Annotated in this window: 17 protein-coding genes; 8 read left to right on the forward strand and 9 right to left on the reverse strand. The window is 64.7% G+C overall.

Annotated features, from left to right (window positions below):
- The first annotated feature begins 23 nt into the window (after window positions 1-23).
- The 4 genes from K408_RS0128955 to K408_RS0128970 all read left to right on the forward strand — a co-directional run bounded on the left by K408_RS0128955 (window position 24) and on the right by K408_RS0128970 (window position 3781).
- Window positions 24-479 (forward strand): cupredoxin domain-containing protein, encoded by a 456-nt coding sequence (locus K408_RS0128955; RefSeq protein WP_024341737.1) that lies wholly within the window; start codon window positions 24-26, stop codon window positions 477-479.
- A gap of 15 nt (window positions 480-494) precedes the next feature.
- On the forward strand, window positions 495-797 hold the full coding sequence (locus tag K408_RS0128960) for a copper-binding protein (protein ID WP_024341738.1): 303 nt from the start codon (window positions 495-497) through the stop codon (window positions 795-797).
- Window positions 798-1140: 343 nt separating this feature from the next.
- Window positions 1141-3282 (forward strand): flagellar biosynthesis protein FlhA, encoded by a 2142-nt coding sequence (flhA, locus tag K408_RS0128965; protein WP_024341739.1) that lies wholly within the window; start codon window positions 1141-1143, stop codon window positions 3280-3282.
- A gap of 295 nt (window positions 3283-3577) precedes the next feature.
- Window positions 3578-3781 carry a hypothetical protein gene (locus K408_RS0128970; RefSeq protein WP_024341740.1) on the forward strand — a complete coding sequence of 68 codons (204 nt, stop codon included), beginning with the start codon at window positions 3578-3580 and terminating at the stop codon, window positions 3779-3781.
- 207 nt (window positions 3782-3988) lie between these two features.
- Here the strand turns inward: K408_RS0128970 and K408_RS0128975 are convergent, their stop codons facing one another.
- The 5 genes from K408_RS0128975 to fliI form a co-directional block, all read right to left on the reverse strand.
- The gene (locus tag K408_RS0128975; protein ID WP_024341741.1) at window positions 3989-4948 is read right to left on the reverse strand and encodes a helix-turn-helix transcriptional regulator; all 960 of its coding nucleotides are present in this window, start codon (window positions 4946-4948) and stop codon (window positions 3989-3991) included.
- A 178-nt stretch (window positions 4949-5126) separates the two neighbouring features.
- The gene (locus K408_RS0128980; protein ID WP_024341742.1) at window positions 5127-6182 is read right to left on the reverse strand and encodes an anti-sigma factor; all 1056 of its coding nucleotides are present in this window, start codon (window positions 6180-6182) and stop codon (window positions 5127-5129) included.
- Between the two features lie 75 nt (window positions 6183-6257).
- A complete protein-coding gene (locus tag K408_RS0128985) occupies window positions 6258-6803 on the reverse strand; it encodes a sigma-70 family RNA polymerase sigma factor (protein WP_024341743.1) in 546 nt (181 codons plus the stop codon).
- 318 nt (window positions 6804-7121) lie between these two features.
- Window positions 7122-7541, reverse strand: coding sequence for a flagellar export protein FliJ (fliJ, locus tag K408_RS0128990; RefSeq protein WP_011084990.1), 420 nt, complete (start codon window positions 7539-7541; stop codon window positions 7122-7124).
- A 121-nt stretch (window positions 7542-7662) separates the two neighbouring features.
- Window positions 7663-8988 carry a flagellar protein export ATPase FliI gene (fliI, locus tag K408_RS0128995; RefSeq protein WP_024341744.1) on the reverse strand — a complete coding sequence of 442 codons (1326 nt, stop codon included), beginning with the start codon at window positions 8986-8988 and terminating at the stop codon, window positions 7663-7665.
- A 416-nt stretch (window positions 8989-9404) separates the two neighbouring features.
- On the opposite strand from fliI, the gene ctrA reads away from it, so the two are divergent.
- The 4 genes from ctrA (at window position 9405) to K408_RS0129015 (ending at window position 12272) form a co-directional block, all read left to right on the forward strand.
- Window positions 9405-10106 (forward strand): response regulator transcription factor CtrA, encoded by a 702-nt coding sequence (ctrA, locus tag K408_RS0129000; protein WP_016848562.1) that lies wholly within the window; start codon window positions 9405-9407, stop codon window positions 10104-10106.
- 211 nt (window positions 10107-10317) lie between these two features.
- A complete protein-coding gene (locus K408_RS0129005) occupies window positions 10318-10722 on the forward strand; it encodes a DUF350 domain-containing protein (protein WP_024341745.1) in 405 nt (134 codons plus the stop codon).
- Between the two features lie 2 nt (window positions 10723-10724).
- Complete coding sequence (locus K408_RS0129010; protein WP_024341746.1) at window positions 10725-11108, forward strand: hypothetical protein; 384 nt, start codon at window positions 10725-10727, stop codon at window positions 11106-11108.
- A 3-nt stretch (window positions 11109-11111) separates the two neighbouring features.
- Window positions 11112-12272 (forward strand): glutathionylspermidine synthase family protein, encoded by a 1161-nt coding sequence (locus K408_RS0129015; protein WP_024341747.1) that lies wholly within the window; start codon window positions 11112-11114, stop codon window positions 12270-12272.
- Window positions 12273-12324: 52 nt separating this feature from the next.
- Here K408_RS0129015 and K408_RS0129020 read toward each other — a convergent pair whose 3' ends face one another.
- The 4 genes from K408_RS0129020 to K408_RS0129035 form a co-directional block, all read right to left on the reverse strand.
- On the reverse strand, window positions 12325-13197 hold the full coding sequence (locus K408_RS0129020) for a CheR family methyltransferase (RefSeq protein WP_024341748.1): 873 nt from the start codon (window positions 13195-13197) through the stop codon (window positions 12325-12327).
- Window positions 13194-14387 (reverse strand): protein-glutamate methylesterase/protein-glutamine glutaminase, encoded by a 1194-nt coding sequence (locus tag K408_RS0129025; RefSeq protein WP_024341749.1) that lies wholly within the window; start codon window positions 14385-14387, stop codon window positions 13194-13196. The genes K408_RS0129020 and K408_RS0129025 overlap by 4 nt, the downstream gene beginning before the upstream one ends.
- A 75-nt stretch (window positions 14388-14462) precedes the next feature.
- Window positions 14463-14828 (reverse strand): response regulator, encoded by a 366-nt coding sequence (locus K408_RS0129030; protein ID WP_007600538.1) that lies wholly within the window; start codon window positions 14826-14828, stop codon window positions 14463-14465.
- A 69-nt stretch (window positions 14829-14897) separates the two neighbouring features.
- The coding region (locus K408_RS0129035; protein ID WP_433994148.1) for a chemotaxis protein CheW at window positions 14898-15353 on the reverse strand (456 nt) is incomplete at its 5' end.

The following is a 15353-nucleotide window of genomic DNA, read 5'->3' on the forward strand; positions in this document are numbered from 1 at the left end:
TGAACCAGCTACTGGAGACCACGATGAAGACCGCCATCAAGCTCGGCCTCGCGCTGGCCGCGCTTTCGACCGCGCCGGCGCTTGCCCATGAGAAGCACGGGCACGCAACCTTTTCGGCCGGCGAGCCCGGCAATCCCAAGAAGCCCGCGCGCACCATCGAGATTCTGATGAACGAGATGGACTACACGCCCGCCCGGATCGAGGTGAAGCGCGGCGAGCAGATCCGCTTCGTGCTGCGCAATGTCGGCAAGGAGGACCATGAATTCCTGCTCGCCACGACCAAAGAGAATCTCGCGCATGCTCAGGAGATGAAGAAGCATCCGCACATGGAGCACGACGAGCCGAACGCAGTGCGCCTCGCCCCGAGCAAGACGGCCGAGATCCTCTGGAAATTCAGCAAGGCCGGCACGTTCGAATTTTCCTGTCTGATCCCCGATCACCGCGACTACGGCATGATCGGCCACGTCACCGTGAAGTAAGCAATGGAGACTATCATGAACCGCATCATTGGTATCACTGCTGCACTGGCACTGAGCATGGGCCTTGCGACCGCAACTCTCGCAGCCGAGGGCGCCGCGATCAGCGGCGAGGTGAAGAAGATCGACGAGGGCGCCGGCAAGATCACGCTCAGGCACGGACCGGCGAAGAGCCTCGGCATGGAGGAACCCATGACCATGGTCTACCGGGTCAAGGATCCTGCGATGCTGAAGCAAGTGAAGGTCGGCGATAAGGTGACCTTCGAGGCTGAGGAAGGAACGTCGGGATATACGGTGACCAGGATGCAGAAGGCCAAGTAGGCTCTGCCATTCCGGGGCGTGCCCCCTGGGCACGAGCCCGGACTCCATTTCCCACACCACCTGCGGCCCGATAATTCCGGGGTTCGCCCTTCGGGCGCCCCGGATGGCAGCCCGAGCGCCCCGAAAACCCCGGGCCCACCCTCTCTCTACCCCTCCGTTAACCCTTTGCTAACCATACACCGGGCAAAAATTGCCGGGTGAAGTCGAGTGTCGTCGGCCGCGTTAGAACGGGGGACTCCCTGTGGACGCCAGTGCGGTGCCTCACTTTCGGAACGGCGGCCCATCGGCCGCCGCGCAGACGTTTGGGGCGCGCGGACGGCAGTCGCGCGGGGAGGCAGCTACCATGGTCGACGTCACGGCGGGACAGGGCGTAGGCAGCGCCAAGCCCGGCATCCCCTCCCTCAGCGAGATCGTCACCATCCTCAAGCGCGGCGATATCGCGCTGGCGCTCGGCGTCCTCACCATCCTGGTGGTGCTGATCCTGCCGCTGCCCGCGATCGTGCTGGATCTGTTCCTGGCGATCTCGATCACGCTCTCGATCCTGATCCTGATGACATCGTTGTTCATCCAGGCGCCATTGGAATTCTCGGCCTTCCCAACCGTCCTGCTGATCTCGACCATGCTGCGCCTGTCGCTCAACATGGCCTCGACCCGCCTGATCCTCTCGCACGGACACGAGGGCACGGCCGCCGCCGGCCACGTCATCGAGGCCTTTGGCAACTTCGTGATGGGCGGCAATTTCGTCATCGGCATCATCGTCTTCGCCATCCTGATCATCGTCAATTTCGTCGTCATCACCAAGGGTTCGGGCCGCATCGCCGAGGTCGCCGCGCGCTTCCACCTCGACGCCATGCCTGGCAAGCAGATGGCGATCGACGCCGACCTCTCCGCCGGCCTGATCGACGAGAAGGTCGCCAAGGAGCGGCGCAAGGAGCTGGAGGACGAGAGCGGCTTCTTCGGCGCGATGGACGGCGCCTCCAAGTTCGTCCGCGGCGACGCCATCGCCGGACTGCTCGTCGTCTTCATCAACGTCGTCGGCGGCATCATCATCGGCGTGGCGCAGCAGGGCATGTCCTTCGCCGACGCCGGCCGCACCTACACGCTCCTGACCGTCGGTGACGGCCTCGTCACCCAGGTGCCGGCGCTGATCGTCTCGACCGCGGCCGGCCTGCTCGTCTCCAAGGCCGGCGTCTCCGGTGCCGCCGACAAGGCGCTGATGAAGCAGTTCTCCGGCTATCCGCAGGCGCTCGCGATGTCCTCGGCGGTGATGCTGGTGCTGGCGGCGCTGCCGGGCATTCCCACGCTCCCGTTCCTCGCACTTGGCCTCGGCGCAGGCGCGCTGGCCTGGAACTCGCGCAACCGCAACCGGGTCACCGCCAAGGCCGAAGAAGCCGCCAAGGCCGCGCCCGCGGCAGGTCAGCCCGGTGTACCGGGGGCCGCTGCGACCGAAGAGCCGATCTCGGCCGCACTCAAGATCGACGACCTCAAGATCGAGCTTGGCTATGCGCTGCTGCCGCTGGTCAACGGCCCCGACGGCACCGACCGCCTCACCGAGCAGATCAAGGCGCTGCGCCGTTCGCTCGCGATCGAGATGGGCTTCGTGATGCCGGCGGTGCGAATCCTCGACAACGTCCAGCTCGAGGCCAACACCTACATCATCAAGATCAAGGAGGTCGACGCCGGCACCGGCAAGATCTGGCCGAACCAGTTCATGGTCATGGACCCCGGCGGCGGCCAGGTGCAGGTACCCGGCATCCACACCACCGAGCCGACCTTCGGCCTGCCCGCGACCTGGGTCGATGCCAGCCTGAAGGAAGAGGCCTCGCTCAAGGGCTACACCGTCGTCGACGCCGCGACCGTGCTCTCGACCCATCTCACCGAGCTGCTCAAGGCCAACATGTCGGACCTGCTCTCTTACGGCGAGGTGCAGAAGCTGCTCAAGGAGCTGCCGAAGGAGCAGAGCGAGCTGGTCAAGGATATCGTCCCGGGACAGGTGACGGTCTCCGGCATCCAGCGCGTGCTGCAGCTGCTGCTCGCCGAGCGCATCTCGATCCGCGACCTCTCGACCATCCTCGAAGGTATCGCCGATTCGCTCGCCTTCTCGCGCAATCCAGCCACCATGGTCGAGCACGTCCGCGCCCGCCTCGCGCGGCAGATCTGCGCGCAGAACACCTCCTATGCCGGCTATCTGCCGCTGATCGCGCTCTCGGCGAAGTGGGAGCAGGCCTTTGCCGAGTCGATCATCGGCCAGGGCGAGGAGCGCAGCCTCGCGATGCAGCCCTCGAAATTGTCGGAGTTCATGACCGCCGTGCGCGAGGCCTTCGAACGCGCCGCCCGAGAAGGCGAAGCGCCGGTGCTGGTCACCTCCGCGGCCATTCGTCCTTTCGTCCGGTCCCTGGTGGAGCGGTTCCGGGCCCAGACCACCGTGCTGTCGCAGGCCGAAATCCACCCAAGGGCGAGGCTCAAAACGGTCGGAAGCATCTGATTTGCCTTAAGAAGCCGTATGCTTTTCAGCCACAAGCAAATGGTTTTTGAGTTCCCGGCGCTTTGTCCACCAACCGCCGAAACAGCCCCTGGCACGCACATTACAGCTTTGAAATAATTGCCAAAATGCAGGGCCGATGAGCGTTTTCTGATCGCGGCCTTTCACGTCATTTCACGCTCTTGTGATCGCCCCTTGGGAACGAATCCACCCAATACTAGGTTGTTGGGCACCGGAAGCATGAACCTGCCTGAACAGGCTGGCGACTACTTCGGGTAGATGGCGGCAGGAGGCTTCCATGAACCACTCGATTTACAGCGCAGATCGCTCGACCCACCTCAAGATCGTGGTGGTGGCGCTCGTTGCCGGCATCGCGGTGGCGGGCCTCGGCATCACCGCGCGCGCAACGAGCTCGGATGAAGGCCTTACCCAGACCGCACGCGTCATGAAGGCCGGCAAGCCGGTCACCATCACCAGCGCGAACACCTCGCTCGTTCGCTGAGGAGACATGAGTTTCAGGAATTCACGCGGCTCTTTACCAGCCCCCCAAAGTCGCCACGTGGATATGTAGACGACCCCAACCCCAAGTCGACTACGGAAAGCGCCCGCCCCCCACGGGCGCTTTCTCATGTCTGGGTATGTTTTGCGCGGTGAGCAATTGCACGCAAGGCGAACGATGCCGCCCGATGATCGTCGTCACAGTCGCTGCTTACGCCTCGCGCAGCTCCGACGGCGTCGCGCCGAAGCGCTTGCGGAAGGCGCGGTTGAAATAGGACAGGTCGGAGAAGCCCGAGGAATGCGCGATGTCGCTGATCTTGCGCGCCCTGGCGCGGGGATCGCCGAGCAGCTTGCGCGCATGAAGCAGACGCTGCTCCAGCACGAATTCGGTGAAGGTGGTGCCGGCCTGCTCGAACAGGCGTTGCGCCTGGCGCGGGCTCAGACCCGAGCGCGTCGCGACCTCGGACAGGCAGAGATCGTTGCGGCCGAGCGCAGCCATCACGTCGGCGCGCATGAGGTCGAGTCGGGCCGCCGCCTGCCCCCGGCCGCGTGCGCGGCTCGCGTGCTCTGCATCGGTGCCGAGCAGGAGGCCGACGAGATCGACCATATGCTGCGCGGTCAGGCGCTGGCCCACCGCATCGAGATGCGGCGCGTGGTTGGCGGCGAGCGCATGGTAGCGGAAGATGGTCTCGGCGACCGCACCGTCGCTCAGCACCTGGGATAGCTTGTCTTCGGCGCGCGGACTGATATCGAGCAGCGCGCGGCGCGGCATGCGGATAGAGGTGAAGCGATTCTCATCGGTATGGCCGACAGTGCCGGTGACGCTCATGTCGACCAGCACCATCTGAGCGGGCGAGAGTTCGACGGTGTGGCCGTTCTGTCCGACGCTGACGAGGCCCGCATGTGCCGCGATCAGAACGAGGTCGTCGCTGCCGTCGGCAAGATGACTCTGCGTGCGGGAATATTGTGCGGAGGCGCCTTCGGGAATAGCGAGCGCGATGTTGTCGACCACGCTGATCTGGAGCCTGCAATCGATGCTCTCGCCATGGCTCGGCCCGATATCGAGGCCGCAGGAGCCGACGGCCCGCTCGCGCCAATGTTCGAAGGCCGCGCCGTGCGGCAGCCCCGCATATTGGTGACGGAAGATGCCCGGCGTTCTCGCTGCATCCATCTGATTTCTAGCCCCTCTCCGGCAGCGCGATCGGCGGCGCCAACTTCAAATTCCGGGGATTTGACGCCGGCAATTGCGGAGAGGTTCAAACCAGGCACGGATTCGGCCAGGCTTGTCGAAATACGACGGCGGAATGGACCGCAGCGACAGGAATGCGGCCCCTAGGGACGGTCGACACCTACTTCTTCGCCGGCGCCTGCGCTTGCGTGGGCGGGACAGTCTCGATCAGCTTTCCGGAAAACACTGGGGCCGAGGTCGGTTGGCCGTTCGGTGAACCGCCGGCCGGCTCGACCGTGACGGCGTAGGTCGCACCATTGACGACCTCGGCATCGTAGGACGCGAGCAGCGGACGCGCGGTGAAATCGCTCGCGCCGATGACGCCGAGCGAGCGCGGCCGCGGCAGCTTGTCCGAGATCAGCCAAAGCTCGAAGCTCTTGCCCGGCTCCGGCGTCGCGCCGACCTTCCGCACCGTGAAATTTCGCGTCGCGCCATCGATGGTGAGAATGAAGGCAGGGCCGCCGCCCTGGCCCTGCAGCAGCGCGACATATTGCGCGGAGGGGGCGAGCGGCGCGGCCGGGGTCTTGACCTCGACGGTCTGGATGCGCGGCGCCGGACGCAAGGCGCCCGGCAGCGCCTCGGGCAGGAAGATTTGGAGAGACAGCGTCACGAGCAGCACGGCTGCAAGCGCACCGACAGCCGATGCGATGGAGCGCCAGCGCTTCACCCGGTTCTCGAGGCGAATCACGTTGCCATCGTCCGCGACCGGCGTCTGCGGTGCGCGGACGACGTTGAGATCGGGAGCATGCACCTGCGGGATGAATTGCGGCGCGATGTCGGGTATCGCATCAGGCTCGTCAGATGGCCGCGCCGGAGGCTCGACTTGAGGACGCTGCACGTCGGCCGATGACGAGCTCTCCGTCGAGAGCTCTCCGGTGTCGGGCGAGGGCGGTTCCGGCAGAGGCGGCGGAGGCGTAGCCTCGGCGGGCGCGGACGGCTGTTGCGCAAGGGCCGTGCGCGCGATCTCGGATCTGATGTTCTCCCACACGATCGGGCGCGGCTCGACCGAGCCGACCATCTGGTTGAGGGCACTGAGCCGATAGGACCAGGACAGCACGATGCCGGCGAACGCCTCGTCCACCGCCATCATGGTCTCGACCTGGGCACGCTCATCGGCATCGAGCGTGCCGAGCGCGTATTCCGCGGCGAGCGCGATATGGTCCTCGGTGTAGTCCATCACACTCCTTCACCTCTCGCGCAGGTAGAGGTGAACTGTCGTTGCCGCGCTGGTCTCTGCCACTCTCATCATCCTCTAGAGCCCGAGGCACTCCCTGATATCCAGCATGCTGCGCCGGAGCCACGTCTTCACCGTGTTGACGGGAGCAGCGAATTTTTCCGCCAATTGCTCGCGGCTCCAGCCGTTGTAATAGGCGAGCAGCACGAGCCGCTGGCGGTCGGGCTCGAGCCGGCCGATACATTCCAGGAGGCGCTTCAGCTCCTCGGTCATCTCGCGGCGCGCCAGCGGATCGGGGCTCTCGGCCGCAACCTCCATCGCCTGAGGCTCGTCCTCGATGGAGGCTTCCGACTTCTTGCGCACGATGTCGATGGCGCGGTTGCGCGCAATCGAGGCCATCCAAGTGATCGGCGACGACAGGGCCGGATTGAACTGGCCGGCGCCGTTCCAGATCTTGACGTAGGTCTCCTGAATGACCTCCTCTGCGAGATCCTGTCGGCGCAAGATACGGAGCACGACGCCATAGAGTTTCGCGCGCGTAGCGGCGTAAAGGCGCTCGAACGCGGCCTGATCGCGCTTCGCCACCGCCTCGATCAACCCGACCAGCTCTGCTGGCGTCAGCATTCAGCCCCCTGAAAAGCGGCCCGTCGCTTCCCTTCACCACTCCCACACGGGGAGAGGTCGATTTGCGCAGCAAATCGGGTGAGGGGGCACGGGGTAGACGGCGGACCGTCACCCCTCATCCGGCGCTCCGCGCCGACCTCTCCCAGGGAAGAGGTGGGCACCGCTGTTGCTGGCACAGCATTCATTCCAGCCACCATAGCGCGCGGCAAAGCCGAGCACCAAGGGGTGCGGCGCCGCACTGTGGACAGCACATGCGAAAACCCGGACCTTGCGGGTCCGGGTTCGCGGATTTCTCGGTGCTCTGGCTTGCCGGCGCCGTTACGCGACGGCGCCGATGCGAGCACGCATCAGGCCGATGCTGTCGAGGTCGGCCTGCTCGCGGGCGTTCTCTTCGGCGCGCTCGCGGGCCTGGTCGCGCTCGTCGAGCAGCTCGACCTTCTTCAGCTCCTCGAAAGCTTCGGCCAGTGCGGCCTTGGCTTCGTCGAGCTGGCCCTTGAGCTCATCGGCCGAACGGGTCAGGTTCTCGCGGCGCTGGATCGCGGCCTTGGCGTAAGTCGGATAGGCGAAGTGCGAGGGATCGTTGATCCCGGCACGCTCCTGCTCGGTCTGGATCTCACGTTCGAGATCGACCGACATGCGTTGGAAGTCTGCGATCATGGTCTCGATCTGGGTGACCCTGCGGCGCTTCTCGTCGACCTGAAACTTCTTCAGGCGGATGAGGGTATCTCGTGACTTCATCGACTCGTACTCCCCAGAAGTCCCCGCGCTGCACGTGGGACGACACCGGTCACCCCACAGGCCCGATGGGGGCCAAGACCGGCTCTGCTACTCTCTTGGATCGGATGATGACCTGACAAAGTTAGCGTTCCGTTTCCAAATTGCCGAGGATTTGCGCCAATTGGCGGTAGCCGTCCGCCAGTGACGCCTTCTCGTCCTTGCGCTGGCGCAGGAACGCCTCCAGCGGCTCGTGCAGGCGGATCGCCTCGTCGACCTCCGGGCTGGAGCCGGCCCGGTAGGCGCCAAGCCGGATCAATTCCTCCATGTCGGCATAGGTCGCCATCACCTGGCGTGCCCGCTGGATGACCGGCCAGAACTGCGGGTCCGCCGATTTCGGCATGGTGCGCGAGACGGATTTGAGGATGTTGATCGCGGGATAGCGGCCGCGCTCCGCAATCGCGCGCTGCATCACGATGTGGCCGTCGAGGATGCCGCGGACCGCATCCGCGATCGGCTCGTTGTGGTCGTCGCCATCGACCAGCACCGTGAAGATCGCGGTGATGGCACCTATCCCGAGGCCCGGCCCGGCGCGCTCCAACAGCTTCGGCAATTCGGTGAAGACGGTGGGGGTGTAGCCTTTGGCGGTCGGCGGCTCGCCGGCGGACAGACCGATCTCGCGCTGAGCCATGGCAAAGCGCGTCACCGAGTCCATCAGGCAGAGCACGTCCTTGTCCTCGTCGCGAAAATACTCGGCGACCGCGAGCGTCAGATACGCGGCCTGGCGGCGCATCAGCGCCGGCTCATCCGAGGTCGCGACCACCACGACTGAGCGCGCAAGCCCCTCCTCTCCGAGATCGTCCTGGAGGAACTCCTGCACCTCGCGGCCGCGTTCGCCGATCAGTCCGATGACGCTGACATCGGCATCGACGTTGCGGGCCAGCATCGACAGCAGCACCGACTTGCCGACGCCGGAGCCTGCGAAGATGCCCATGCGCTGGCCGCGGCAGCACGTGAGAAAGGTGTTCATCGCGCGCACGCCGAGATCGAGCGGCGCGCCGACACGCTTGCGCGAGTGTGCCGGCGGCGGCGTATTGCGGAACGGCATCGGCGAGGAGCCCTGCGGCAACGGCCCCTTGCCGTCGATCGGCTCGCCCAGCGCGTTGACGACGCGGCCGAGCCACGCTGCAGACGGCCGCACCTGATTGGCCGCATTGGCGATGACCGCCTTGCAACCGCGGCGCACGCCGTCGAGGCCGGCGAACGGCATCACGACGGCATTGTTGCCGGAGAAGCCGATCACCTCGCAGGGAATGGTACGGTTGGCACCGGTCTCGATCACCAGCCGCGCGCCGACCGACATGGCATGAATGGGACCGGCGACCTCGACCATCAGGCCGCGCACGCCGACCACGCGGCCATATATGTTGATGCCGTCGATGTCGCCGATCTGTTCGGCCAAAGCCTTCATCGGTGGGCCTTCATGAAAGGGCGCGCGCTGCTCATCCGGGACATCACGGTCAAAACCTTAAGTTTCGCCATATTTCTGAACGGCGCTTAACTTCGTGTTTACCCGCATCATTAATCATTGCGTCACTGTCTTTGACACTGAGCGTGGCTTCCCTTCAGAAGAAGGCTGAGTCGCGGGAGTCGGTTAGGCCCGTCTCTTAAAGTGGAGCTTGAACGGAACTAGGTGACGAAAGCTGCTTCGCGCGCAAGACCTTAGGGCGATTCGACAAAAATTGCACGGTGGGGACTTGCGTTCCAGAATCAGAGTTTGTTAACCATCTGTCGTCAGGATCCGAATCAGTTGTTCAAAGGCGTTTTGTTGAGTGCCGCGAATGCGGCCGACCTGACGCCCAGGAGCGGCGACTATGGGGAACTGGCATGCGCGTTTTGCTGATTGAAGATGACAGCGCCGTCGCGCAGTCGATCGAGCTGATGTTGAAGTCGGAGAGCTTCAACGTCTACACGACCGATTTGGGGGAAGAAGGCGTCGATCTCGGTAAACTATACGATTACGACATTATTCTTCTCGACCTCAACCTGCCCGACATGTCCGGCTACGACGTGCTCAAGCAGCTCCGGGTCTCGAAAATCAAGACACCGATTCTGATCCTCTCCGGCCTCGCCGGCATCGAGGACAAGGTCAAGGGTCTCGGCGTCGGCGCCGACGACTACATGACCAAGCCCTTCCACAAGGACGAGCTGGTGGCCCGCATCCACGCGATCGTGCGCCGCTCCAAGGGCCATGCCCAGTCGGTCATCCAGACTGGCGACCTCGTCGTCAACCTCGACACCAAGACGGTGGAAGTCGGCGGCCAGCGCGTGCATCTGACCGGCAAGGAATATCAGATGCTGGAGCTGCTCTCGCTCCGCAAGGGCACGACCCTCACCAAGGAAATGTTCCTCAACCATCTCTATGGCGGCATGGACGAGCCCGAGCTGAAGATCATCGACGTCTTCATCTGCAAGCTCCGCAAGAAGCTGGCCAACGCGTCCGAGGGCCGCAACTTCATCGAGACCGTGTGGGGCCGCGGCTATGTGCTGCGCGAGCCGCACGAAGCCGACGAGCGCATCCCCGCCTGATCCTGGGTTCACGTGGCAAGCCCCGCAGGGCTTGCTCCTCCCAGCCTGGACCCCGCCGCAAATGGCGGGGTTTTGTTTTTTGGGGGCGTCCTCTCCCGGTCCTGCTTGAGGGAGATTGCACCGACCGTACCGTTCCAGCTTCACCACCCCCTAACATTTGAACCGCTAACCTCCTCCCGCCGACGAATGGTCGCTGCACGATGGGGGAACGATGATCCTGCAATCACTCGCCGGCCTGCCCGCCTTCCTGGTCTATTTCTGCACCGGGCTGATCGCGATCGTGGCCTATCTGTTCGTCTATACGCGCATCACCGCCCACAACGAATTCCAGCTCATCCGCGACAACCAGCCGGCCGCGGCGATCGCACTTGGGCTCAGCCTGCTCGGCTTCGTCGCGCCGCTGGTCAGCGCCATCGCGCATTCGGCCAACGTGCTGGACTGCCTGATCTGGGCGACGATCGCATTGGTCGTCCAGGTCATCGTGTTCTATCTCGTCAAGGTTCCGGTGCCGAACCTGTCGGCGCGAATCGATGCCGGCGAGCTTGCGCCGGCGATCTGGCTCGGCCTGTCCTCGCTCGCCGCGGGGCTGCTGAACGCTGCCAGCATGATCTACTGATCATGGCCGACAAACCCGCCAAAAAGCAGTTCGGCAAGCGCCGGCCGGTGGCCGAGCCACCGCCGTCACGGCCGCCGACCAAGCGCTCCGGCCATGTCGCGCTGCTGGTGATGGGCACGATTGCGGTCGGCACCACCGCCTACACCTTGATGCCGCGGCAGAACTGCGAGCCCACCCCCGGAGCCGTGCCGGAGCAGACGACCACGACATGCAGCAGCAGCAGTTCGTCGGGGGGCAGCAGCTCGCGCTGGTCGTCGCGGTCGAGCTTCTTCAACAGCGATTCCTCCAGTCATTCCTCGTCGGGAACGTCGTCCGTTTCCGGCCACGGCAGCGTGAGCCGCGGCGGCTTCGGCTCGTTCGGCCACGGCTTCTCCGGCGGCGGCTGATCCATGCAGCGCATCAGCTGCCTCGAGCGGGATGACTGGCGTGAGACCGCAGCGCAATGCGGCTTCACCTTCCACACTATCGGCGGCGAGCGCTATTGGGACGAGCGTGCCTATTACGGCTTCACGCTCGACGAGATCGAGCGCGGCATCGAGGCACCGACCAGTGACATTGACGCAATGTGCCTGGAGCTCGTCGGACGGGTGATCGGCGATGAGCGCCATCTCCGACGATTGAAGATTCCGGAAGCGTTCTGGAGCCTGATCGCCGAGAGCTGGAAGCGCGACGACCGCAGCCTCTATGGCCGGCTCGACCTCAAATTCGACGGCAAAGGTCCGGCAAAGCTGCTCGAATACAATGCGGATACGCCGACCTCGATCTTCGAGGCCGCGGTGTTTCAATGGACCTGGCTCGAACAGGCGATCGAACGGCGCATCGTCCCACCGCGCGCCGATCAGTTCAACTCCATCCATGAGCGGCTGATCGCGGCCTGGAGGGAGATCGCCGGCAGCCGCCACATCCATCTCACCGGCGTCACGGACAACGAGGAAGACGCCGGCACACTCGCCTATCTCGAAGACACCGCGCGCCAAGCCGGGCTCTCGACCAAATTGCTCGATATCGAGCAGATCGGCTGGCGCGACGAGCCCGGCGGCTTCGTCGATCTCGACGATCGCGACATCGCACTGGCCTTCAAGCTCTATCCTTGGGAGTGGATGTTCCATGACACGTTCGGCGCCAAGCTCGCGAGCGCGCCGACACGCTGGATCGAGCCGCCGTGGAAGGCGGTGCTTTCCAACAAGGGCATTCTACCGCTGCTCTGGGAGATGTTTCCGAACCATCCCAATCTGCTGCCGGCCTTCTTCGAGGACGATCCGCGCGCCGCCGAGCTCGGCAGCTCGTTTGTGCGCAAGCCGCTGCTGTCGCGCGAAGGCGCCAACGTCACGCTGGTGTCGGGCGGCATGCCGCTCGATGAACAGGCCGGGCCCTACGGCGCGGAAGGCTTCGTGCGGCAGGCGCTGTCACCGCTGCCGAATTTCTCAGGGTTCTATCCAGTGATCGGAAGCTGGCTGGTGAACCACGAGCCCTGCGGCCTATCGATCCGCGAAGACGAGAGCCCGATCACGGGAAACGGTTCGCGGTTTCTGCCGCATGCGATTTTGTGAAGGCTCGTCATTCCGGGCGCGACAAAGTCGCGAGCCCGGAATGACGGAGAGTTCACCGCGCCGCGGCGATCTTCAACGACGGCGGCATCAATCCGCCCATCGGACGGCCTGAACGCGCAGGATTGAGCTGGTAGAGACCTCGACGCTCCGTGACGGGGCGGAACGCGTCGGTGATGCCGACGACGGATTCGGCAGCGCCAAGCAGCAGCGTGCCGTCGGCTTCCATCGCCTTGGCCAGGCGCTCGAAGATCACCGCCTTGGTGTCCTGATCGAAATAGATCAGCACGTTGCGACAGAAGATCACGTCGAACGTGCCCAGATGAGAGAAGTCCTGCAGCAGATTGAGCTGGCGGAACTGCACCATGGCGCGAATGTCGGCATTGAGCTGCCAGAGTTCGCCGACCTGCGTAAAATACTTCATCAGGTGCTGGATCGGCAGGCCGCGCTGCACCTCGAACTGGCTATAGACACCGGCTCTGGATTTCTCCAGCACCTCCTGCGACAGATCGGTGGCCACGATCTCGATGCGCCAACCGGCCAAGGCTGCGCCTATCTCCTTCACACACATCGCGATCGAATAAGGCTCCTGCCCGGTCGAGGAGGCCGCCGACCAGATGCGAATCGACTTGCGCGCCGCGCGCGCCTGGATCAGGCTCGGCAGGATGGTGTCGCGCAGATGATCGAATGGGATCTTGTCGCGATAGAAGAAGGTCTCGTTGGTGGTCATCGCCTCGACCACGTCGGTCGCAAGCCGACCGTCGCCATTCCTGATCTTCAGCACGAGATCGGGAATGCCTTCCAGGCTCGCCCTGCGGGCGAGCGGCAGCAACCGGCTCTCGACCAGATATTGCTTGTCGGCGGAGAGATCGAGACCGGAGCGTTCTTTCAGGAACTTGCGCAGATAATCGTAGTCGACCGGCGTCACGAGCGGTCTCCCGCGAACAGGCGATTGACCTTGGCGCCGATCTGGTTGAGCGGCAGGATCGCCGCGCAGATGCCAGCATTGGCCGCAGCCCCCGGCATGCCCCAAACCACGCTGGAAGCCTCGTCCTGTGCGATGACGCTGCCGCCGGCAGCGACGATGTCCTTGCCGCCGCGCATGCCGTCCGAGCCCATGCCGGTCAGGATTACGGAGAGAATGTTGCCGTGCCAGACGTCGATGGCCGAGGTGAAGAGCGGATCGACCGCGGGCTTGCAGAAGTTGACCGCGGGACCGTCGTCGAGCGCGATCACGGTGTCCCCGCCGCTGCGTGCGACGCGCATGTGCTTGCCGCCCGGCGCGAGATAGATCCGTCCCGGCTTCACCAGCTCGCCGTCGACCGCCTCGGCTGCCGGCCGGCGGCTCGAGCGCGCCAGATGCTCGGCAAGGATGGTCGTGAAGGTCGGCGGCATGTGTTGGGTGACCAGCACCGGGACGCGGTCGATCACCGGCCCGAGATCGGCGACGAGCGCCATCAGCGCCTGCGGTCCGCCGGTCGAGGATCCGATCAGCAACACCTTCGGTACCTGGGTCGAGAACGCACGCGTCGTGAGCGCCCCCGATGACGGTGCGGCCGGAGCCGGTGCAGGCGCGGCAGACCTTGCGACGGACGGTGCACGCATCGCGGGCGCCGGACTCGCCGGCGCGAGCGGCGGGCTTGCGACCGCGGGCTTGCGACGCAGCCGTGCGCCGAGATGGCGGATCTTCTGGATCAGGTCGTGGTGAAAGATGTCCGCCGCCGACGCTTCGCGCGTCGACTCCGGCTTGGGGATGTAATCGGCCGCGCCGAGCGACAGCGCCTTGAAACTGATCTCGGCGTTGCGGCGCGTCAGCGTCGAGGCCATGATGATGACGAGATCGCGCTTCTTCGCCAGCAGTTTTGGCAGCGCCGAGATGCCGTCGAGCTCGGGCATTTCGATGTCGAGCACGGCAACGTCGGGGTTGATGCGCTCGAGCTGGTTGACCGCTTCGAGCCCGGTGCGCAAGGAGGCCGCGACCTCCATGTCGTGCTCGGCACCGACCCAGCGCGAGATCAGACCGCGGATGACGACGGAGTCGTCGACGATCATGACCCGCAGCGGCCCCGTTTCACGCGACGAGCCCGTGGTCGAATTACCTGCGAACGCAACACTCATTACTCACCAACTCAGACTGAAACGGTTCAGTTGAAAAATAGCTCCGAAGGATCCGTTCGGCCTCCGGGCGGTCGCTCAGATCAGGCCGACTTCCTGGAATTTCGCCGTCACGATGTCCTTGTCGAACGGCTTCATGATGTATTCGTTGGCGCCGGCGTGCAGCGCGCGCGCGATATGCGCGACGTCGTTCTCGGTGGTGCAGAACACCACCTTGGGCTGGTCGCCCCCGGGCATGCGCCTGAGATGGCCGAGGAACTCGTAGCCGTCCATCACCGGCATATTCCAGTCAAGCAGCACCGCATCGGGCAGCCCGCGCTTGCAAGCCTCCAGCGCCTTTTCGCCGTCTTCGGCTTCGAGGATCTGAAAGTCGAGGCCTTCCAGGATCCGGCGCGCAACCTTCCGGATGACGCTGGAATCGTCAACGACGAGACAAGTTCGCATGTGAACCTCTGCTTCCTCCCCTTACGGGGCACTTCCAGTTGCAAGTCCGCCGGCGGCGGCGCCGCCGTATCAGGCCGCCATCATTTCGGGCGCCAGCTCGAGGACGCGATCGACGTCGAGGACGACCATGAGCTGGCCATCGAGGCGGTGGACGCCGCCGGCGAGCTTGGCCATGCGTGGGTCGAGGTTGACGGGGTTCTCCTCCATGCCGGCCTCGGGCAGGCGCAGCACCTCGCCGATCTGGTCGATCAAGAGGCCATAGGATTCGCCGCGCAGGTCGACGCCGACGGCCATCGGGGTCTTGCCATCCTCGTCCCTGGGCAGGCCGAGACGAGAGCGCATGTCGACGACGGTGACGATGCGGCCGCGCAGGTTGAGGACGCCCGCGATCTCGCGCGAGGCCAGCGGCACGCGGGTGACGCGCTCGGGCATGAACACGTCCTGGACGCGGGAGATCGGCAGGCCGAACAGCTGGCCGCCGATCATCGCGGTGACGTATTCGACCATGGCGCCTTCGCCGATCTG

The organism is Bradyrhizobium sp. in8p8, from assembly GCF_000426845.1.
Taxonomy (GTDB): Bacteria; Pseudomonadota; Alphaproteobacteria; order Rhizobiales; family Xanthobacteraceae; genus Bradyrhizobium; species Bradyrhizobium japonicum_C.